General features: G+C 71.4%; 16 protein-coding genes. 10 read left to right on the top strand and 6 right to left on the bottom strand.

All coding sequences use genetic code 11. From position 1 onward, the window contains the following. Positions 1-14 precede the first annotated feature (14 nt). The 3 genes from FS793_RS02570 to FS793_RS02580 all read left to right on the top strand — a co-directional run bounded on the left by FS793_RS02570 (position 15) and on the right by FS793_RS02580 (position 2,751). A complete protein-coding gene (locus FS793_RS02570) occupies positions 15-716 on the top strand; it encodes an aspartate/glutamate racemase family protein (protein ID WP_144718209.1) in 702 nt (233 codons plus the stop codon). A gap of 70 nt (positions 717-786) precedes the next feature. After that, positions 787-1,089, top strand: a complete 303-nt coding sequence (locus FS793_RS02575; protein WP_144718211.1) for a GNAT family N-acetyltransferase — start codon at positions 787-789, stop codon at positions 1,087-1,089. A 60-nt stretch (positions 1,090-1,149) separates the two neighbouring features. Continuing rightward, entirely contained in the window at positions 1,150-2,751 is a 1,602-nt protein-coding gene (locus FS793_RS02580) for an MFS transporter (protein ID WP_144718213.1), read from the top strand. Positions 2,752-2,777: 26 nt separating this feature from the next. Here the strand turns inward: FS793_RS02580 and FS793_RS02585 are convergent, their stop codons facing one another. The 4 genes from FS793_RS02585 to dhaK are packed head-to-tail and all read right to left on the bottom strand — an operon-like array spanning position 2,778 to position 5,930. Continuing rightward, positions 2,778-3,653 carry an acyltransferase domain-containing protein gene (locus FS793_RS02585; protein ID WP_144718215.1) on the bottom strand — a complete coding sequence of 292 codons (876 nt, stop codon included), beginning with the start codon at positions 3,651-3,653 and terminating at the stop codon, positions 2,778-2,780. Next, positions 3,650-4,321, bottom strand: coding sequence for a dihydroxyacetone kinase phosphoryl donor subunit DhaM (dhaM, locus tag FS793_RS02590; protein ID WP_144718217.1), 672 nt, complete (start codon positions 4,319-4,321; stop codon positions 3,650-3,652). Before dhaM ends, FS793_RS02585 begins: the two co-directional genes overlap by 4 nt. Next, a complete protein-coding gene (dhaL, locus tag FS793_RS02595) occupies positions 4,318-4,929 on the bottom strand; it encodes a dihydroxyacetone kinase subunit DhaL (RefSeq protein WP_144718219.1) in 612 nt (203 codons plus the stop codon). The genes dhaM and dhaL overlap by 4 nt, the downstream gene beginning before the upstream one ends. Next, the gene (gene dhaK / locus FS793_RS02600; RefSeq protein ID WP_144718221.1) at positions 4,929-5,930 is read right to left on the bottom strand and encodes a dihydroxyacetone kinase subunit DhaK; all 1,002 of its coding nucleotides are present in this window, start codon (positions 5,928-5,930) and stop codon (positions 4,929-4,931) included. Before dhaK ends, dhaL begins: the two co-directional genes overlap by 1 nt. Positions 5,931-6,169: 239 nt before the next feature. Between dhaK and FS793_RS02605 the strand changes: the two genes are divergently transcribed. After that, positions 6,170-6,886: an MIP/aquaporin family protein gene (locus FS793_RS02605; RefSeq protein WP_440130453.1), complete on the top strand. Its 717-nt coding sequence runs from the start codon at positions 6,170-6,172 to the stop codon at positions 6,884-6,886. A gap of 104 nt (positions 6,887-6,990) precedes the next feature. Continuing rightward, positions 6,991-8,505 carry a glycerol kinase GlpK gene (gene glpK, locus FS793_RS02610; protein WP_144718225.1) on the top strand — a complete coding sequence of 505 codons (1,515 nt, stop codon included), beginning with the start codon at positions 6,991-6,993 and terminating at the stop codon, positions 8,503-8,505. A gap of 63 nt (positions 8,506-8,568) precedes the next feature. Here the strand turns inward: glpK and FS793_RS02615 are convergent, their stop codons facing one another. Both FS793_RS02615 and trpD read right to left on the bottom strand, forming a co-directional pair. Further along, positions 8,569-9,546: a hypothetical protein gene (locus tag FS793_RS02615; protein WP_144718227.1), complete on the bottom strand. Its 978-nt coding sequence runs from the start codon at positions 9,544-9,546 to the stop codon at positions 8,569-8,571. A 2-nt stretch (positions 9,547-9,548) separates the two neighbouring features. Further along, positions 9,549-10,616 carry an anthranilate phosphoribosyltransferase gene (trpD, locus tag FS793_RS02620; RefSeq protein WP_144718229.1) on the bottom strand — a complete coding sequence of 356 codons (1,068 nt, stop codon included), beginning with the start codon at positions 10,614-10,616 and terminating at the stop codon, positions 9,549-9,551. 73 nt (positions 10,617-10,689) lie between these two features. Between trpD and ctaE the strand changes: the two genes are divergently transcribed. Genes ctaE through FS793_RS02645 form a run of 5 tightly spaced genes read left to right on the top strand, consistent with a single transcriptional unit; the run spans position 10,690 to position 15,883 of the window. Continuing rightward, a complete protein-coding gene (ctaE, locus tag FS793_RS02625; protein WP_144718231.1) occupies positions 10,690-11,325 on the top strand; it encodes an aa3-type cytochrome oxidase subunit III in 636 nt (211 codons plus the stop codon). A gap of 14 nt (positions 11,326-11,339) precedes the next feature. Next, positions 11,340-12,137, top strand: a complete 798-nt coding sequence (qcrC, locus tag FS793_RS02630; RefSeq protein WP_144718233.1) for a cytochrome bc1 complex diheme cytochrome c subunit — start codon at positions 11,340-11,342, stop codon at positions 12,135-12,137. A 17-nt stretch (positions 12,138-12,154) separates the two neighbouring features. Next, positions 12,155-13,231, top strand: coding sequence for a cytochrome bc1 complex Rieske iron-sulfur subunit (gene qcrA / locus FS793_RS02635; RefSeq protein ID WP_260979985.1), 1,077 nt, complete (start codon positions 12,155-12,157; stop codon positions 13,229-13,231). Then, positions 13,228-14,847 (top strand): cytochrome bc1 complex cytochrome b subunit, encoded by a 1,620-nt coding sequence (gene qcrB, locus FS793_RS02640; RefSeq protein ID WP_144718237.1) that lies wholly within the window; start codon positions 13,228-13,230, stop codon positions 14,845-14,847. The genes qcrA and qcrB overlap by 4 nt, the downstream gene beginning before the upstream one ends. Before the next feature lie 7 nt (positions 14,848-14,854). After that, complete coding sequence (locus tag FS793_RS02645) at positions 14,855-15,883, top strand: LLM class flavin-dependent oxidoreductase (protein WP_144718239.1); 1,029 nt, start codon at positions 14,855-14,857, stop codon at positions 15,881-15,883. The last annotated feature ends 8 nt before the right edge of the window (positions 15,884-15,891 follow it).

Raw genomic sequence — 15,891 nt, forward strand, 5'->3', positions numbered from 1 at the left:
GCTGTCGTAGAGGCATGGAGACGATCGGCCTCATCGGCGGCATGAGCTGGCACTCGACGCTCGACTACTACCGTGCCATCAACGCGCGCACGGCGGAAGCGCTCGGCGGCCACCACTCCGCCCGCATCCTGCTGACGAGCCTCGACTTCGCCGAGGTGCGCGACTGCCAGGTGCGCGAGGACTGGGATGCGGCGGGCACGCTGCTGGCCGCCGAGGCGCGACGCCTCGAGGCCGCCGGCGCCGACCGCATCGCCATCTGCACCAACCTCATGCACAAGGTCGCGCCGGCCGTCGAGGCGGCGATCGCGGTTCCGCTCGAGCACATCGGCGACGCGGTCGCGACCGCGGCGATCGACCGCGGCATCACGACGCTCGGCGTCCTCGGCACCGACTGGGTCATGCGCGAGCCGTTCTACGCCGAGCGCCTCGCGCGCCACGGCGTCGCCGCGGTGATGCCCGGCGCCGACGACCGCGCGGTCGTCGACCGCATCATCTGGGACGAGCTCACACGCGGCATCGTCACCGAGGCCTCGCGCGCCGCCTATCTCGCGGTCGTCGAGCGCCTCGTCGCCGACGGCGCCGACGGCATCGTGCTGGCCTGCACCGAGATCCAGCTGCTGCTCGGCGACGCCGACGTCGCGGTGCCGGTCATCGACTCGATGGCGGCGCACGCCGAGTCCATCGCGCAGCACGCGCTCGCACCCGTCGCCGCCTGACCCGCGCACGCGTGCGACCGATTCGCGCCAGCCCCTCGTGTCGCGCGTCGCGCAGCCCTACCCTGACTGCATGAGCGAGGCGCAGCAGGACCCCACGGTCGAGATCGTGGACGCCGTCGAGCAGGGCCGATTCGAGCTGCGCGTCGACGGTCGGCTCGTGAGCTTCGTCGACTACGCCGACCACGCGGGGCGCCGCGCGTTCCCGCACACGCAGACGTATCCCGAGTTCGGCGGCCGCGGGTACGGCACGCAGGTGGTGCGCGCCGCCCTCGACGAGGCGGTCGCAGCCGGACGCTCGATCGTGCCGTCGTGCCCGTTCGTGCGCGCGCTCGTGCAGCAGCACCCCGACGAGTACGGCGCCCTCGTCGTCTGACGACCGACCGCCGCACCGCGCGGGCTTGCCCTCCGCGCCGCGCAGGCGGAGAGTGCACTGGTGACCACGGAACGCAGCGCCCGCAGCCGGTGGCTCGGGCTCGTCGCCATCAGCATCGCCGTCGCGCTCATCATCGTCGACTCGACGATCGTGAACGTGGCGATCCCGGCGATCGTCGGGGATCTCGACATCACGTCGACGCAGGTGCAGTGGGTGCAGGAGAGCTACACGCTCGTCTTCGCCGCGCTGCTGCTCACGCTCGGTGCGATCGCCGATCGCGTCGGACGACGCCGCATGCTGCTCGTCGGCGTCGCGATCTTCATGGGCGCGTCGGTGCTGGCCGCCCTCGCCCCGACGGGCGACCTGCTCATCGGCGCTCGCGTGCTGCAGGGCGTCGGTGGCGCGATGATCCTGCCGACGACCCTGTCGATCATCAACGCGACCTTCCGCGGCAAGGACCGGGGCATCGCGTTCGCGATCTGGGGCTCGACCATCGGCGGCATGGCCGCCGTCGGTCCGCTGCTGGGCGGCTGGCTCACGACGGCGTTCTCGTGGCGATGGGCCTTCGGCATCAACGTGCCCCTCGGCGCGCTCGTCGTCGTCGGCCTGCTGCTGTTCGTCGCCGAGTCGCGGGATGCGGAGCGCGGCGGGATCGACGTGCTCGGCGCGCTCCTCGCGATCGTCACGACGGGTGCGCTGGTCTTCGGCCTCATCGAGGGGCGCAGCTACGGCTGGTGGACGGCCACCGACGACGTGCCCTCGTGGTGGACGCTCGAGGTGTCCCCCATCCCGTTCGCCTTCGCGCTCACCCTCGTCGCCGGCGCATGCTTCGTCTGGTGGGGCCTGCGGCGCGAGCGCTCGGGCCGGTCGGCGATGCTCGCCTTCTCGCTGCTGCGCATCCCGTCGTTCCGCAACGGCAACGTCGCGGCCCTCATCGTGTCGCTCGGCGAGTTCGGCATCATCCTCTCGCTGCCGCTGTGGCTGCAGGGCGTGCTCGGCTACGACGCCCTGCAGACGGGCACGGTGCTGCTGGCGCTCGCGATCGGCTCGTTCGTCGCGAGCGGCTTCGCCGGCGCGTTCGGATCGCGGCTGCCCGCCGTGCGCATCGTGCGCGTCGGCCTCCTCGCCGAGGTCGTGGGCCTCGTCGGCGTCGCGGTCGCGATCCGCCCCGACAGCCCCTGGTACGCGATCGTGCCCGGCCTGTTCGTCTACGGCTTCGGCGTCGGCCTCGCGACGGCGCAGCTCACGAACGTCGTGCTGCAGGACGTGCCCGTCGACCGCAGCGGCCAGGGCTCCGGCACCCAGAGCACCGCGAGGCAGGTCGGCTCCGCGCTGGGCATCGCCGTGCTCGGCACCATCCTGTTCTCGAGCGTGTCGGGCATCCTCGACGCGCGCCTCGACGACCGCGGCGTGCCCGATGCCGCGCGGCAGCAGATCGTCGCGACCGTCGTCGACTCGAGCGGCACCGCGATCGCCGGGCTCGAGGCGCAGGATGCGGCGGCGGCCGACGACGCGCGCATCGCGTTCAGCGACGGCACCCGTGCCGCCGCGTTCGCAGCGGCGGGCTTCGTGGCGCTGGGCTTCGTCGCGACGCTGCGGCTCTCGCCTCGGCGACGCGAGGACGAGGCCGACGAGACGTCCGAGGACGTCGCGGCCCGCTGACGCCGGTCGTCGCGGGACGCTCGCCGTCAGGCCGCGAGCACGCCCTCGCGCACGATCGGGCGTCCGCCCGCCTCGATCCGAGCGGCGAGGACGCGACGCAGGCTCGTGTCGCGCGGCAGCGCGGCGAGCGCCGGCCATGGCGGACGGCGGCCCCAGACGAACCACAGCACGTCGTCGGCGGCGTCCTCGTCGTCGGCCACGGGCTCGAACCGCGCAGCGAGGGCGGCGAGCCTGCTGCCCGGCAGGGCCTCGACGATCCACGGGTCGAGCATCCACGACGCGCAGTGCACGACGTCGGTCGTGCGCTCGGGGAACGCCAGCGCGCCGACGACGGCCGAGGCGGCGATCGATGCGTCGACGGACGCCCGGTCGAGCGGCGCGTCGGCCGGCACGTGCAGCGACCGCACCCAGCCGAGACGCGGATGCCGCACGTGCTCGACCTGCAGGGCTCCGTGCCGCAGCAGCGCGCCCGACCACGGCGACGCGAGCCAGTCGGCCGTGTCGATGCCGCCGACCCCGGTCGCGCGACGATGCACGCGCAGCTGCTGCCCGAGGTCGGCGACCCCCGACGAGGCGGTCTCCTCGTCGAGGCCGCGCGCCTGCAGCCACGCGACCACGTCGGCGGCGGTCGCCACGAGCGCGAGGATCGGCAGCATCCCCGGTGCGCGCGCGTCGGGCCGATCGAGCGCGGCGAACGGATGCGCGGGCGACCGCTCGGCGCGGCCGATGCCGGCGAGGAGGGCGGTCGACGCCGCGGCCACCTGCGCCGCGTCGTCGTCGTCGAGCGCGCCGATGGCGTCGACGACGAGCGCCCGGTCGACGTCGTCGAGGTCCAACGCGTCGAGCGGTGGGGCGGCCAGGCGAGCGCGCAGGTCGTCGACCCCGACGACGCCGCCGCTCACGACTCGCCGAAGCCGCGCTCGACGAGCGCGGCGACGGCCTCGACGGCCTCCCGCGCCTGCGCGCCGGTGGCGGACACCTCGATCGTCGCGCCGCGGTCGAGCCCGAGCCCGAGGATGCGCAGCATGCTGCGCGCGTCGACGCCGTTCACGAGCACGGTGGCGTCGAACGTCGCGATGAGCTGCACGAGCTCGGCGGCCGGACGCGCGTGGAGGCCGGAGGCGTTCACGAGCGTGAGCGTGCGCGACGGGCCGGCCGGCACGCCCGGCTCCGCGGCGTCGGCGTGCGCCGATCCCCGTGCCGTCTCCGCCGCCGACAGCACGGCCTCGAGGACGTCGCCCGCCTGGGCCGCGACCGCCGCGGCGACCGCGCCCTCGACGATCGGCGCATCCGCGACGCGCACGCGCGCCCGTGCGTCGTCGTCGAGCAGGTCGAGCGCCGTCTCGGCCGTGAGCACCGCCGACCCGAGGTCGCACAGCACGACGACGCCGTCGCCCGAGTCCGCAGCCTCCAGCCCCGCCGTCACGAGGTCGAACGACGTGCCGATGCCGCCGTCGTCGGTGCCACCCGCCGCGACGATGGCGACGTCGTCGGCCATCTGGCCCGCGAGCTCCACGATCCCCGCCGCGATCTGCGCGGAGTGCGAGACGACGACGAGGCCGACGCTCACGCCTCGGCCGCCGCGCGCAGGATGAGCGCCGTCGACTCGCTGCCCGGGTCGCGGTGCCCCATGGCGCGCTCCCCCAGGTAGGACGCACGACCCTTGCGCGCGACGAGCGGCTCGGTCGCCGCCGCGCCGGCCTCCGCGGCGTCGGCTGCCGCGGCGAGCGCCGCGACGGCGTCGGGTGCCGCGGCTGCCGCGTCGACGGCCGGGGTCCACGCATCCACCATCGTCTTGTCGCCGACCTCGGCCTTGCCGCGCGCCACGATGCCGTCGCGCGCCGCCGCCAGCACGTCGGCGAGACGGTCGTCGAGCGTCTCGGCGTCGCCGGCAGCCATCGACGCCTTGAGGAACGCCGTGCCGTAGAGCGGGCCGCTCGCGCCGCCGACCGTCGAGATGAGCGTCGTCGCGACGAGCTTGAGGATGGCGCCCGGCGTCGCGTCGGCATCGAGGTCCGCGAGGCGCGACCGCACCGCCGTGAAGCCGCGGTCGAGGTTCTCGCCGTGATCGCCGTCGCCGATGTCGCGGTCGAGGTGCGACAGCTCGGCCTTGCGCTCCGCGACGCGGTCGGCGACGAGCTCGATCCAGCGCCGCGTCCAGTCGGCGTCGAGCGCCATCAGCGTCCCCAGCGCAGCGCCGGCGTCTGCACCGGCGCGTCCCACAGCTCCGTGAGCGCGTCGTCGAGCCGCAGCACCGAGATCGAGCAGCCCTGCATGTCGAGGCTCGTGACGTAGCTGCCCACGAGCGTGCGCGCGACCTGGATCCCGTGCGAGGCCAGCACCTCGGCAGCGCGTCGGAAGACGACGTAGAGCTCGACGAGCGGCGTGCCGCCCATGCCGTTGACGAACAGCAGCACGCGGTCGCCGGACGCGAACGGCAGGTCGTCGAGGATCGGTGCGAGCAGGCGGTCGACGATGGCATCGGCCGGCTCCATCGCGATGCGCGCCCGGCCGGGCTCGCCATGGATGCCGATGCCGATCTCGATCTCGTCGGGGCCGAGGTCGAACGAGGGCTCGCCGGCGTGCGGCACGGTGCAGGGGGCCAGCGCCATGCCCATCGAGCGCACGTTGGCGTTGACGGTGCGTGCGATCTCAGCGACCTCGGCGAGCGCGTCGCCGCGCTCGGCGGCGGCCCCGGCGATCTTCTCGACGAGCAGCGTGCCCGCGACGCCGCGACGCCCGGCCGTGTAGAGCGAGTCCTGCACCGCGACGTCGTCGTCGATGATCACCGACTCGACCTCGATGCCCTCGGCGAGCGCGAGGTCGGCCGCCGTCTCGAAGTTCAGCACGTCGCCCGTGTAGTTCTTCACGATGTGCAGCACGCCCGCGCCGCCGTCGACGGCCTTCGTCGCGGCGACGATGGGGTCGGGCGTCGGCGACGTGAAGACCGCGCCGGGCACGGCCGCGTCGAGCATGCCGTGTCCCACGAAGCCGCCGTGCAGCGGCTCGTGGCCCGAGCCGCCGCCCGAGACGAGCCCGACCTTGCCCTGCACGGGTGCGTCGCCGCGCGCGATGACGTAGGGCGGATCGACGATCACCCGCAGCTCGGGGTGCGCTGCGGCGATGCCCGCGACGGCCTCGTCCACCACCTTCGACGGGTCGTTGATCAGCTTCTTCATGGTCTCCCACTTCCATCGGGGGCGGACGTCACGGCCAACCTACGCCCGCCGGCTCGACGGCGGCCAGGGATGTCCCGCGACGCGTGACGTGTCACACCTCCCGCCGTGCATGGCGCAGGCATAGGCTGGCGCTGCTCTCGCTGGCGAGGGCCCGGGTGACCGCCCGCGTCGATGTGGAAAGCAGGTTCCAGTTGGACAATCTCGGTTTGGTCTTCCTGTCGGAGACCGTGGGCACGGCGATGCTGCTGCTCCTCGGTGCCGGCGTCGTCGCGAACGTCGTCCTCGCGAAGACGAAGGGCTTCGGCGGCGGCTTCCTCATGATCAACTTCGGCTGGGGACTCGCGGTCTTCGCAGGCGTCCTCGTCTCCGGCTACTCCGGTGCGCAGCTCAACCCGGCCGTCACGGTCGGCCTCATCGCCAACGGCCTCGCCACCGGCGCCGAGGTGCAGTGGGCCGCGTACGGCGTCTCCATCCTCGGCCAGCTCGTCGGTGCGTTCATCGGTGCCGTGCTCGCATGGGCGTCGTACAAGCAGCACTTCGACGCGGAGGAGGACCCGGGCGCCAAGCTCGGCACGTTCTCGACCGGCCCGGGCATCCGCTCGTACGGCTGGAACCTCGTGACGGAGATCATCGCGACGTTCGTGCTCGTGTTCGTCATCCTCTCGTTCGGCCTCAACGGCGGCGGCGGCGATGCCACGGTCGTCGGCCCGCTCGGCGCCCTCGCCGTGGCCTTCACGGTCGTCGCGATCGGCGCCTCGCTCGGTGGCCCCACCGGCTACGCCATCAACCCCGCCCGTGACCTCATGCCGCGCATCGCGCACGCCGTCCTGCCCATCAAGGGCAAGGGCGACAGCGACTGGGGCTACGCATGGGTGCCCGTCGTGGGCCCCCTCATCGGTGGCGCGCTCGCAGGCGTGCTCGCACCCGTGCTGCTCGCGAGCGGCATCGCAGCCTGACCCGCGGCGATGGAGGGGGCGCGTCCCCCTCCATCGCCACCCCAGGGTCCGCGCACAGCGCGCACCCCTAGCCTCAGCGAAGAACCCACCACGAAGGAGTGACAATGGCTGACGACTACGTCATCGCGATCGATCAGGGCACCACCTCGACGCGCGCCATCCTGTTCGACCACGCCGGGAGCATCGTCTCGACCGGCCAGCTCGAGCACGAGCAGATCTTCCCCAAGGCCGGATGGGTCGAGCACGACCCGAAGCAGATCTGGTCCAACACGCGCGAGGTCATCGGCCAGGCGCTGTCGAAGGCCAACGTGACCCGTCACAACGTGAAGGCCATCGGCATCACCAACCAGCGCGAGACCGCGGTCGTCTGGGACAAGACCACGGGCGAGCCCGTCTACAACGCCATCGTGTGGCAGGACACGCGCACGCAGAAGATCGTCGACCGTCTCGCCGACGGCGACGTCGAGCGCTACAAGAAGACCGTGGGCCTGCCGCTCGCGACGTACTTCTCGGGCACGAAGATCGTGTGGATCCTCGAGAACGTCGAGGGTGCGCGCGAGAAGGCCGAGGCCGGCGACCTGCTGTTCGGCACGACCGACACCTGGGTGCTGTGGAACCTCACGGGCGGCGTCGACGGCGGCGTGCACGCGACCGACGTGACGAACGCGTCCCGCACGCTCTTCATGGACCTCGAGACGCTCTCGTGGGACGAGTCGATCCTCGCCGACTTCGGCGTGCCGGCCTCGATGCTCCCGGAGATCAGGTCGTCGTCCGGCGAGTTCGGCGTCGCGAGCGACGCGAGCCTGCTGCGCGAGACGCCCATCACGGGCATCCTCGGCGACCAGCAGGCGGCGACGTTCGGCCAGGCGGCGTTCGACAAGGGCGAGGCGAAGAACACCTACGGCACGGGCAACTTCCTCATCTTCAACACGGGCGAGGAGATCGTCCACTCGAAGAACGGGCTGCTCACGACCGTCGGCTACAAGATCGGCGACGAGCCCACCCACTACGCGCTCGAGGGATCGATCGCCGTGACGGGCTCGCTCATCCAGTGGCTGCGCGACAACCTGGGGCTCATCAACGACGCTCCCTCGGTCGAGCAGCTCGCGACGAGCGTCGACGACAACGGCGGCGCGTACTTCGTGCCGGCGTTCTCGGGCCTCTTCGCGCCGTACTGGCGTCCCGACGCCCGCGGTGCGCTCGTGGGCCTCACGCGATTCGTGAACAAGGGGCACATCGCTCGTGCGGCGCTCGAGTCGACGGCGTTCCAGACGGCGGAGGTCGTGGATGCGGTCAACGCCGACTCCGGCGTGGACCTCACGGAGCTCAAGGTCGACGGCGGCATGGTCGCCAACGATCTGCTCATGCAGTTCCAGGCCGACATCCTGCGCGTCGCGGTCGTGCGCCCGGTCGTCGCCGAGACGACGGCGCTCGGCGCCGCCTACGCCGCCGGCCTCGCCGTCGGCTTCTGGGCGAACCTCGACGAGCTGCGCGCCAACTGGCAGGAGGACAAGCGCTGGGAGCCGCAGCTCGACGAGGCCGAGCGCGAGCGCACCTACCGCCTGTGGAAGAAGGCCGTGCAGAAGACCCTCGACTGGGTCGACGACGACGTGCAGTAGGCGCACGCGCAGCGAGAGGGGGTCGGCATCGCCGGCCCCCTCTCGCGCGTCGTGGCGGCTTCGCTACGACCAGGTGGGATCGAGCAGCCAGATCGCGATCGTGGTGACGGCGACCCAGCAGATCGTGAGCTTCGCGTACGCGACGACGAGCAGCGCCGTCGCGAACCAGTCCTCGTCGTCGTCGAGGCGCGACTCGGCCGTCGGCTGCTTGGCGAGGTGCAGCAGCACGATCGCCACGGGGTCGAGCATGCACGCCGTGAGGATGCCGGCGAGACGGATGCGGTCGCGCTCGCTGCGCACGGGCACCGACGGGTCGGGCGCCTCGAGCGGCAGCAGCACGCGAGCCCAGCCGTCGATCCACCACGCGAAGATCACGAGGGCCACGCCGACGCCGACGATGACGAGGCTCGCGATCGCGTCGTCGTCGACCGTGAGCACGGCGACCTGGCCGCCGTCCTTCTCCGCGAAGCGCTCGCGCACGAGCGGCAGCACGCGTCCGAAGAACGCGAGCCCGGCGAGGCAGCCGCCCATGAGGCTCGTGAGGACCGTGAGCGGATGCCGCATGCGCAGCAGCAGCATGACGGCGACCCAGGTGATGAAGCCGGCGAACTCCACGGCCGACACGGCCCCGATGCGCAGCCTGCCGAAGACGTCGGTCGACACCATGACCGTGCCCGCGATCGCGACGAGCGCGTGCAGCAGCAGCGCCCAGCTCGCGAGCAGCCGGGCATCCCGGGACGCGGGCGCGAGCGCGATGGCGAGCACGAGCAGCACGATGCCGAGCACGCGCAGCGCGAGCAGCGCCTCGAGCGCCGGCGGCTGCTCGAGCAGCAGCGTGATGCCGTAGGCGACGAGCACGGCGCTCGCGGTCAGCGCCGTGACGAGCAGCGAGCGCGTGCCGTGGTCGCCCCAGCGCACGGGCACGCGGCGCCACGGCTCGACGGTGTCGCGCGAGCCGAGACGCGCGTCGACGGTGCGATCCTCGAGCAGCGTCGCCATGGGGCCGGCGCCCAGCGCCTGCTCGGCGACGCGCCGCTCCACGGTCAGGCGCCCGTTCGGGTGCGCGAGGCCGCGACGCGCCAGCGCTCGAGGGTCGCAGCGGCGGCGCCGGAGTCGATGGCGTCCGCGGCGACGAGCAGCGTCTCGGCCATGCGCTCGCGCAGCGATCGGTCGCCCTGGCGCGGGTCGGCGTGCACGCGCCATGCGGCGAGCGCGGCGGCGGCGTTGAGCAGCACGATGTCCCGCACGGGTCCCCGCTCCCCCGTGATCGTGCGTCGCACCGTCTCGGCGTTCGCCGCCGGGTCGCCGCCGACGAGGTCGCTCATCGACGCGAGCGGGATGCCGAGCTCGCGCGGATCGACGTCGTGCTCGACGACGTCGCCGCGCACGACCTCCCACAGCTCGGAGTGGCCGGTGGTCGTGAGCTCGTCGAGGCCGTCCTCGCCGCGGAACACGAACGCCGTGCCGCCGCGCGTCGCGAAGACGCCGACGAAGTTCTGGATGCGCGAGCGGTCAGCGACGCCGCATGCCGTGACCTCGGGACGCGCAGGGTGCACGAGCGGGCCGAGCTGGTTGAACACGGTCGACACGCCGAGCGCCGCGCGCACGGGTCCGGCGTGTCGGAATCCGGGGTGGAACCGCATGGCCCAGGCGAACGAGATGCCGGCCTCGTCGAGGATCGCCCGCACGACGCCGGGGTCGTCGTCGGCGGGGATGACGCCGAGCTCGGAGAGCACGTCCGACGCGCCCGTGAGCGACGACACGGCACGGTTGCCGTGCTTCAGCACCGGCACGCCGGCGGCGGCGCACACGATGCTCGCCATCGTCGAGACGTTGACGGTGCCGTGCCGATCGCCGCCCGTGCCGACGATGTCGAGGACGAGCGACTCGCCCGGGAGCTCGACGGCGTTCGCGAGGATCGCATCCCGGAATCCGACGAGCTCGTCGACCGACTCGCGCTTCGCACGCAGGGCAGCGAGGAACGCGCCGAGCTGCGCAGGCTCCGCGCGGCCGGTGACGACCTGGTCCATCGCCCACTCCGCCTGCCCGATCGTGAGATCATCAGGGGTCAACAGCGTCTCGAGGACGCCGGGCCAGGACTTGGGCTCCATGGGCGACAGCCTATCGACGCCACGCCTGGCACCTGCCGCCGAGAGCGCCCCGAGAGTCGCCTAGGATGGACCTGTGACCAGCACCTCCCTCTCCCACCCTGGGACGACGCAGCTCGTGCGTCGGCCCAACAGCGTCGCGGTCGGGACCATCGTGTGGCTGGGCAGCGAGGTCATGTTCTTCGCGGCTCTCTTCGCGATCTACTTCACCCTGCGCTCCACGACCGGCGACCTGTTCCAGAACGAGTCCTCGCTGCTGAACGTGCCGTTCGCGACGATCAACACGACGATCCTCGTGCTGTCGTCGGTGACGTGCCAGTTCGGCGTCTTCGCGGCCGAGCGCCTGCAGAAGGTGCGCACGGGCGCGCTGTGGAACGTCAAGTCCTGGGGCATGGTCGAGTGGTTCTTCCTCACCTACGCCATGGGCGCCGTCTTCATCATCCTGCAGGTGTTCGAGTACGCCGTGCTCGTGCACGAGGGCGTGACGCTCGCGACGAGCGCGTACGGCTCCGCGTTCTACATCACCACGGGCTTCCACGGCCTCCACGTCTCGGGCGGCCTCATCGCCTTCCTCTTCGTGATCGGTCGGGCCTACGCGGTCAAGCACTTCGGTCACAAGGAGGCGACCAGCGCCATCGTCGTGTCGTACTACTGGCACTTCGTCGACGTGGTCTGGATCGCCCTGTACCTCATCATCTACTGGCTCCGCTAGGAAGGGCGCTTCTCTTGGCACACCGCAGCAAGAAGACCGGCAGGCGACACCCGCTCGCGAGCCTCGGTCTCCTCGTGCTCGGCCTCGTCGCAGCAGGCGGCGTCTCGACGGTCGTCGGGCAGGTCGCATCCGCAGACGCGTCGTCGCAGGCGCCGACGCAGCTCACGGCCGACGACGGCGAGCAGCTCTTCCAGGCCAACTGCGCCTCCTGCCACGGCGTCAACGCCGAGGGCACGCCCGAGGGCCCGAGCCTCATCGGCGTCGGCGCGGCCTCGGTCGACTTCCAGGTCATGACGGGCCGCATGCCGCTCGCGTTCTCCGGCCCGCAGGGCATGGCGCGCACGCCGCAGTTCTCGCAGGAGCAGTCCGACGCGATGGGCGAGTACATCGCCGCGCTCGCACCGGGACCCGACGTGCCGAGCGAGGAGGTGCTCGACACCGCCGACGCCAACGTCGCCAACGGTGGCGAGATCTTCCGCATCAACTGCGCCATGTGCCACAACGTGGCCGGCGCCGGCGGTGCGCTCACCGAGGGCAAGTTCGCCCCCGACCTGCACGACATCGACGCCGCGCACATCTACGAGGCCATGCTCACGGGTCCGCAGAACATGCCGGTGTTCAACGACGACAACATCTCGCCCGAGGAGAAGGCCGACATCATCGCCTACCTCCACTTCCTCGACGAGAACCCGAGCGTCGGTGGCTTCGACCTGGGCTCGCTCGGCCCCGTGTCCGAGGGTCTGTTCATCTGGATCTTCGGTCTCGGCGGCATCGTGGCGATCACGGTCTGGCTGACGGCGAAGCCCAACTGATGGCCGAGGAGACGAAGATGCAGGACGTCGAGCTCCACCGCGATGCGGCGCTCGAGCGATCGAGCGAGTTCGAGAACCCTGGGCTGCCCCCGCACCGGAAGCGCCAGACCGATCTCCACCCCGAGAAGGCGAAGCGCGCCGAGCGCACGGTCTTCACGTGGTTCCTCGTGTCGGCCCTCGGCTCGATCGTCGCCGTCGCGGCGTACATCGCCGTGCCGATCACCCCGGGCGACCTCACGACGACGAGGATGAACAACCTCCTCCTCGGCCTCGGCATCGCGCTCGCGCTGCTGTCCATCGGCATCGGTGCGGTGCACTGGTCGAAGCAGCTCATGAGCGACGAGGAGCACGTCGACCTGCGTCACCCGACGCGCGGCTCCGACGCCACCCGCGCGAAGGCCGTCGAGGTCTTCACGCTCGGCGACCAGGAGTCGGGCTTCTCGCGCCGCTCGCTCATCCGCAACTCGCTCATCGGCGCCCTCGCCGTCGTGCCGCTGCCCGCCGTCGTGCTCTTCCGCGACCTCGCACCGGCCGACGAGGTGCCCACGGACGTGTTCGCCCACACCATGTGGGAGGCGGGCACGCGACTGTGCCTCGACCCCACCGGCACGCCCATCCGTGCCGAGGACGTGTCCTACGGCTCCGCCTTCCACGTGATCCCCGAGGATCTCGAGGAGTCGGAGCACCCGCTCGACGAGAAGGCCAAGGCAGCGGTGCTGCTCATGCGCCTGCCCGCCGACGCGCTCAACGAGTCCCCCGAACGTGCAGGCTGGTCGTACGACGGCATCGTCGCCTACTCCAAGATCTGCACCCACGTCGGTTGCCCTGTCGCTCTGTACGAGCAGCAGACGCACCACCTGCTCTGCCCGTGCCACCAGTCGACCTTCGACGTGAAGAACCACTGCAAGGTCATCTTCGGCCCCGCGAAGCGCCCCCTGCCCCAGCTGCCGATCACGGTCGACGACGAGGGCTACCTCATCGCACAGCGCGACTTCACCGAGCCCGTCGGTCCCTCGTACTTCGAGCGTCTCCATGACGTCGACGAGGACGGACACGTGCAGGTCGCCGGCACCACCACGGAGCAGCGAGCATGACCACCACCCAGTCCCCCAACGCAGCGCCCGCGTCGCAGGCGCCGCAGCAGCGCAAGACGGTCACGTCGTGGGCTGCGAACTACCTCGACGAGCGCACGAGCATCTCGGGCGTCACCGCCTACCTCGGGCGCAAGATCTTCCCCGACCACTGGTCGTTCATGCTCGGCGAGGTCGCGCTCTACTCGTTCGTCGTGATCCTGCTCTCGGGCACGTTCCTGACGTTCTTCTTCGACCCGTCGATGGGGCACACGACCTACGAGGGCTCGTACGTGCCGCTCAAGGGCATCGAGATGTCGATCGCCTACGCGTCGTCGCTCGACATCTCGTTCGACATCCGCGGCGGCCTGCTCATGCGCCAGGTGCACCACTGGGCGGCGCTGCTGTTCGTGGCCTCCATCGGCCTGCACATGCTGCGCGTGTTCTTCACGGGCGCGTTCCGCAAGCCGCGCGAGCTCAACTGGGTCATCGGCTTCCTGCTCTTCATCCTCGCGATGGCCGAGGGCTTCACGGGCTACTCGCTCCCCGACGACCTGCTCTCGGGCAACGGCCTCGCGATCATCAACGGCATGGTCAAGGCCATCCCGCTGGTCGGCGGCTGGATCTCGTACCTGCTCTTCGGCGGCATGTTCCCTGGCGTCGACGTCATCCCGAGGCTCTTCGTGCTGCACATCATGCTGCTGCCCGCGATCCTCATCGTGCTGCTCGGCATGCACATGGTGCTGCTGGTGCTCAACAAGCACACGCAGTTCGCAGGCCCCGGCAAGACGAACGAGAACGTCGTCGGCGTGCCGATCATGCCGGTGTTCGCCGCGAAGGCCGGTGGCTTCTTCTTCCTCGTCTTCGGCGTCATCATGGCGATCGCCGCGACGTTCACGATCAACCCGATCTGGAACTACGGGCCATACGACCCATCGCCCGTCTCGGCAGGCACGCAGCCCGACTGGTACATCGGCTTCGCCGACGGTGCGCTGCGTCTCGCGCCAGGCTGGGAGACGGAGCTCTTCGGCCTGACGTTCTCGTGGAACATCCTCATCCCGATGGCCGTCCTCGGACTCTTCATCGTGCTCGTGATGTTCTACCCGTTCATCGAGGCGTGGGTCACGCAGGACAAGCGGGAGCACCACCTCGCCGACCGTCCCCGCAACGCCCCGACCCGCACCGCGATCGGCGCAGCCGGCGTCGTGTTCTACGCGGTCATGTGGGCGGGTGCGTCGTCGGACCTCATCGCCACGCACTTCCATCTCAACGTGTTCCAGGTCACGTGGGTGCTGCAGGCGCTCATCTTCCTCGGTCCGATCATCGCCTTCTGGGTGACGAAGCGCGTCGCGCTCGGCCTCCAGAAGAAGGACCGCGAGATCCTGCTGCACGGCTTCGAGTCGGGCCGCATCGTGCGCCGACCGGGTGGCGAGTACATCGAGGTGCACCAGGGCCTCGACGAGTACGAGTCGTGGAAGCTGAAGGCCTTCGAGTCGCCGGAGCCCGCCAAGGTGCGCCCCGACGAGCGCGGTCGCATCACGACGGGCACCCACGTCCGCGCAGCGCTCTCGCGCTGGTTCTTCGAGGACCGCATCGAGCCGGTCACGAAGGCCGAGGTCGAGCGCGCCTCGCATCACTGATCCGCGCATGCTGCAGTTCGGGCTCCACACCTTCGGCGACGTCCTGGGTGCGGAGCCCGACGCGCATCCCCGCACGATCCGCGAGGTCGTCGCCGAGGGCGTGCTCGCCGACCGCGTCGGCGTCGACTTCCTGGGGCTCGGCGAGCATCACCGTGCCGACTTCGCGCTGACGGCGCCGGAGGTCGTGCTCGGCGCCCTCGCGACCGCGACCGAGCGCATCCGCCTCGGCACCGCGGTGACGGTGCTGTCGTCGGCGGATCCCGTGCGGGTGTTCGAGCAGTTCGCGACGATCGACGGCCTCTCGAACGGTCGCGCGGAGCTCATCGTGGGCCGTGGCTCCTTCGTGGAGTCCTTCCCGCTCTTCGGCTTCCGACTCGAGGACTACGAGACGCTCTTCGAGGAGCGGCTCGAGCTGCTCGCGGCGCTCGTCGCAGAGCAGCCCGTGACGTGGAGCGGCACGCTGCGCGCGTCGCTCGCCGACCAGCAGGTGTGGCCGCGCTCGCAGGCGTCGGCCGCGGGTGGCCGCATGCCCGTGTGGGTCGGCGTGGGCGGCACGCCGCAGTCGGTCGTGCGCACCGCGCGGTACGGCTTCGACCTCATGCTCGCCGTCATTGGCGGCAGCCCGAAGGCGTTCGCACCGTTCGCGAGCCTCTACCGCGACGCCATGACGCGCTTCGCGCACGACGGCGGCCGCGTCGGCCTGCACTCCCCCGGCCTCGTCGCCGAGACGGACGCCGAGGCGCGCGAGCTGCTGCGGCCGCACTGGATCGCGCAGCGCAACCGCATCGGCGCCGAGCGAGGCTGGGGTCCGGCGAGCGTGCGGGAGTTCGACGATGCCGCGAGCGACGACGGTGCGCTGTTCGTCGGATCGCCCGAGACGGTCGCCGCGAAGATCGTACGCGCGGCCAGCGACCTCGGGCTCGACCGCTTCGACCTCAAGTACGCGTCGGGCACGCCGCACGACGCGAACCTGCGCACGATCGAGCTCTTCGGCACCGAGGTCATGCCGCGCGTGCGCGCCGCGCTCGACGCCTAGGCGGTCGA

It is taken from the genome of Agrococcus jejuensis (assembly GCF_007679035.1).
Taxonomy (GTDB): domain Bacteria; phylum Actinomycetota; class Actinomycetes; order Actinomycetales; family Microbacteriaceae; genus Agrococcus; species Agrococcus jejuensis_A.

Bases quoted from the DNA above. Each gene is read 5' to 3' on its own strand.
- FS793_RS02570 (WP_144718209.1), top strand. From the start codon at position 15: ATGGAGACGATCGGCCTCATCGGCGGCATGAGCTGGCACTCGACGCTC.
- FS793_RS02575 (WP_144718211.1), top strand. From the start codon at position 787: ATGAGCGAGGCGCAGCAGGACCCCACGGTCGAGATCGTGGACGCCGTC.
- dhaL (WP_144718219.1), bottom strand. From the start codon at position 4,929: ATGGCGCTCGACGCCGACTGGACGCGGCGCTGGATCGAGCTCGTCGCC.
- dhaK (WP_144718221.1), bottom strand. From the start codon at position 5,930: ATGAAGAAGCTGATCAACGACCCGTCGAAGGTGGTGGACGAGGCCGTC.
- FS793_RS02605 (WP_440130453.1), top strand. From the start codon at position 6,170: ATGCTGCTGCTCCTCGGTGCCGGCGTCGTCGCGAACGTCGTCCTCGCG.
- glpK (WP_144718225.1), top strand. From the start codon at position 6,991: ATGGCTGACGACTACGTCATCGCGATCGATCAGGGCACCACCTCGACG.
- trpD (WP_144718229.1), bottom strand. From the start codon at position 10,616: ATGGAGCCCAAGTCCTGGCCCGGCGTCCTCGAGACGCTGTTGACCCCT.
- qcrA (WP_260979985.1), top strand. From the start codon at position 12,155: ATGCAGGACGTCGAGCTCCACCGCGATGCGGCGCTCGAGCGATCGAGC.
- qcrB (WP_144718237.1), top strand. From the start codon at position 13,228: ATGACCACCACCCAGTCCCCCAACGCAGCGCCCGCGTCGCAGGCGCCG.
- FS793_RS02645 (WP_144718239.1), top strand. From the start codon at position 14,855: ATGCTGCAGTTCGGGCTCCACACCTTCGGCGACGTCCTGGGTGCGGAG.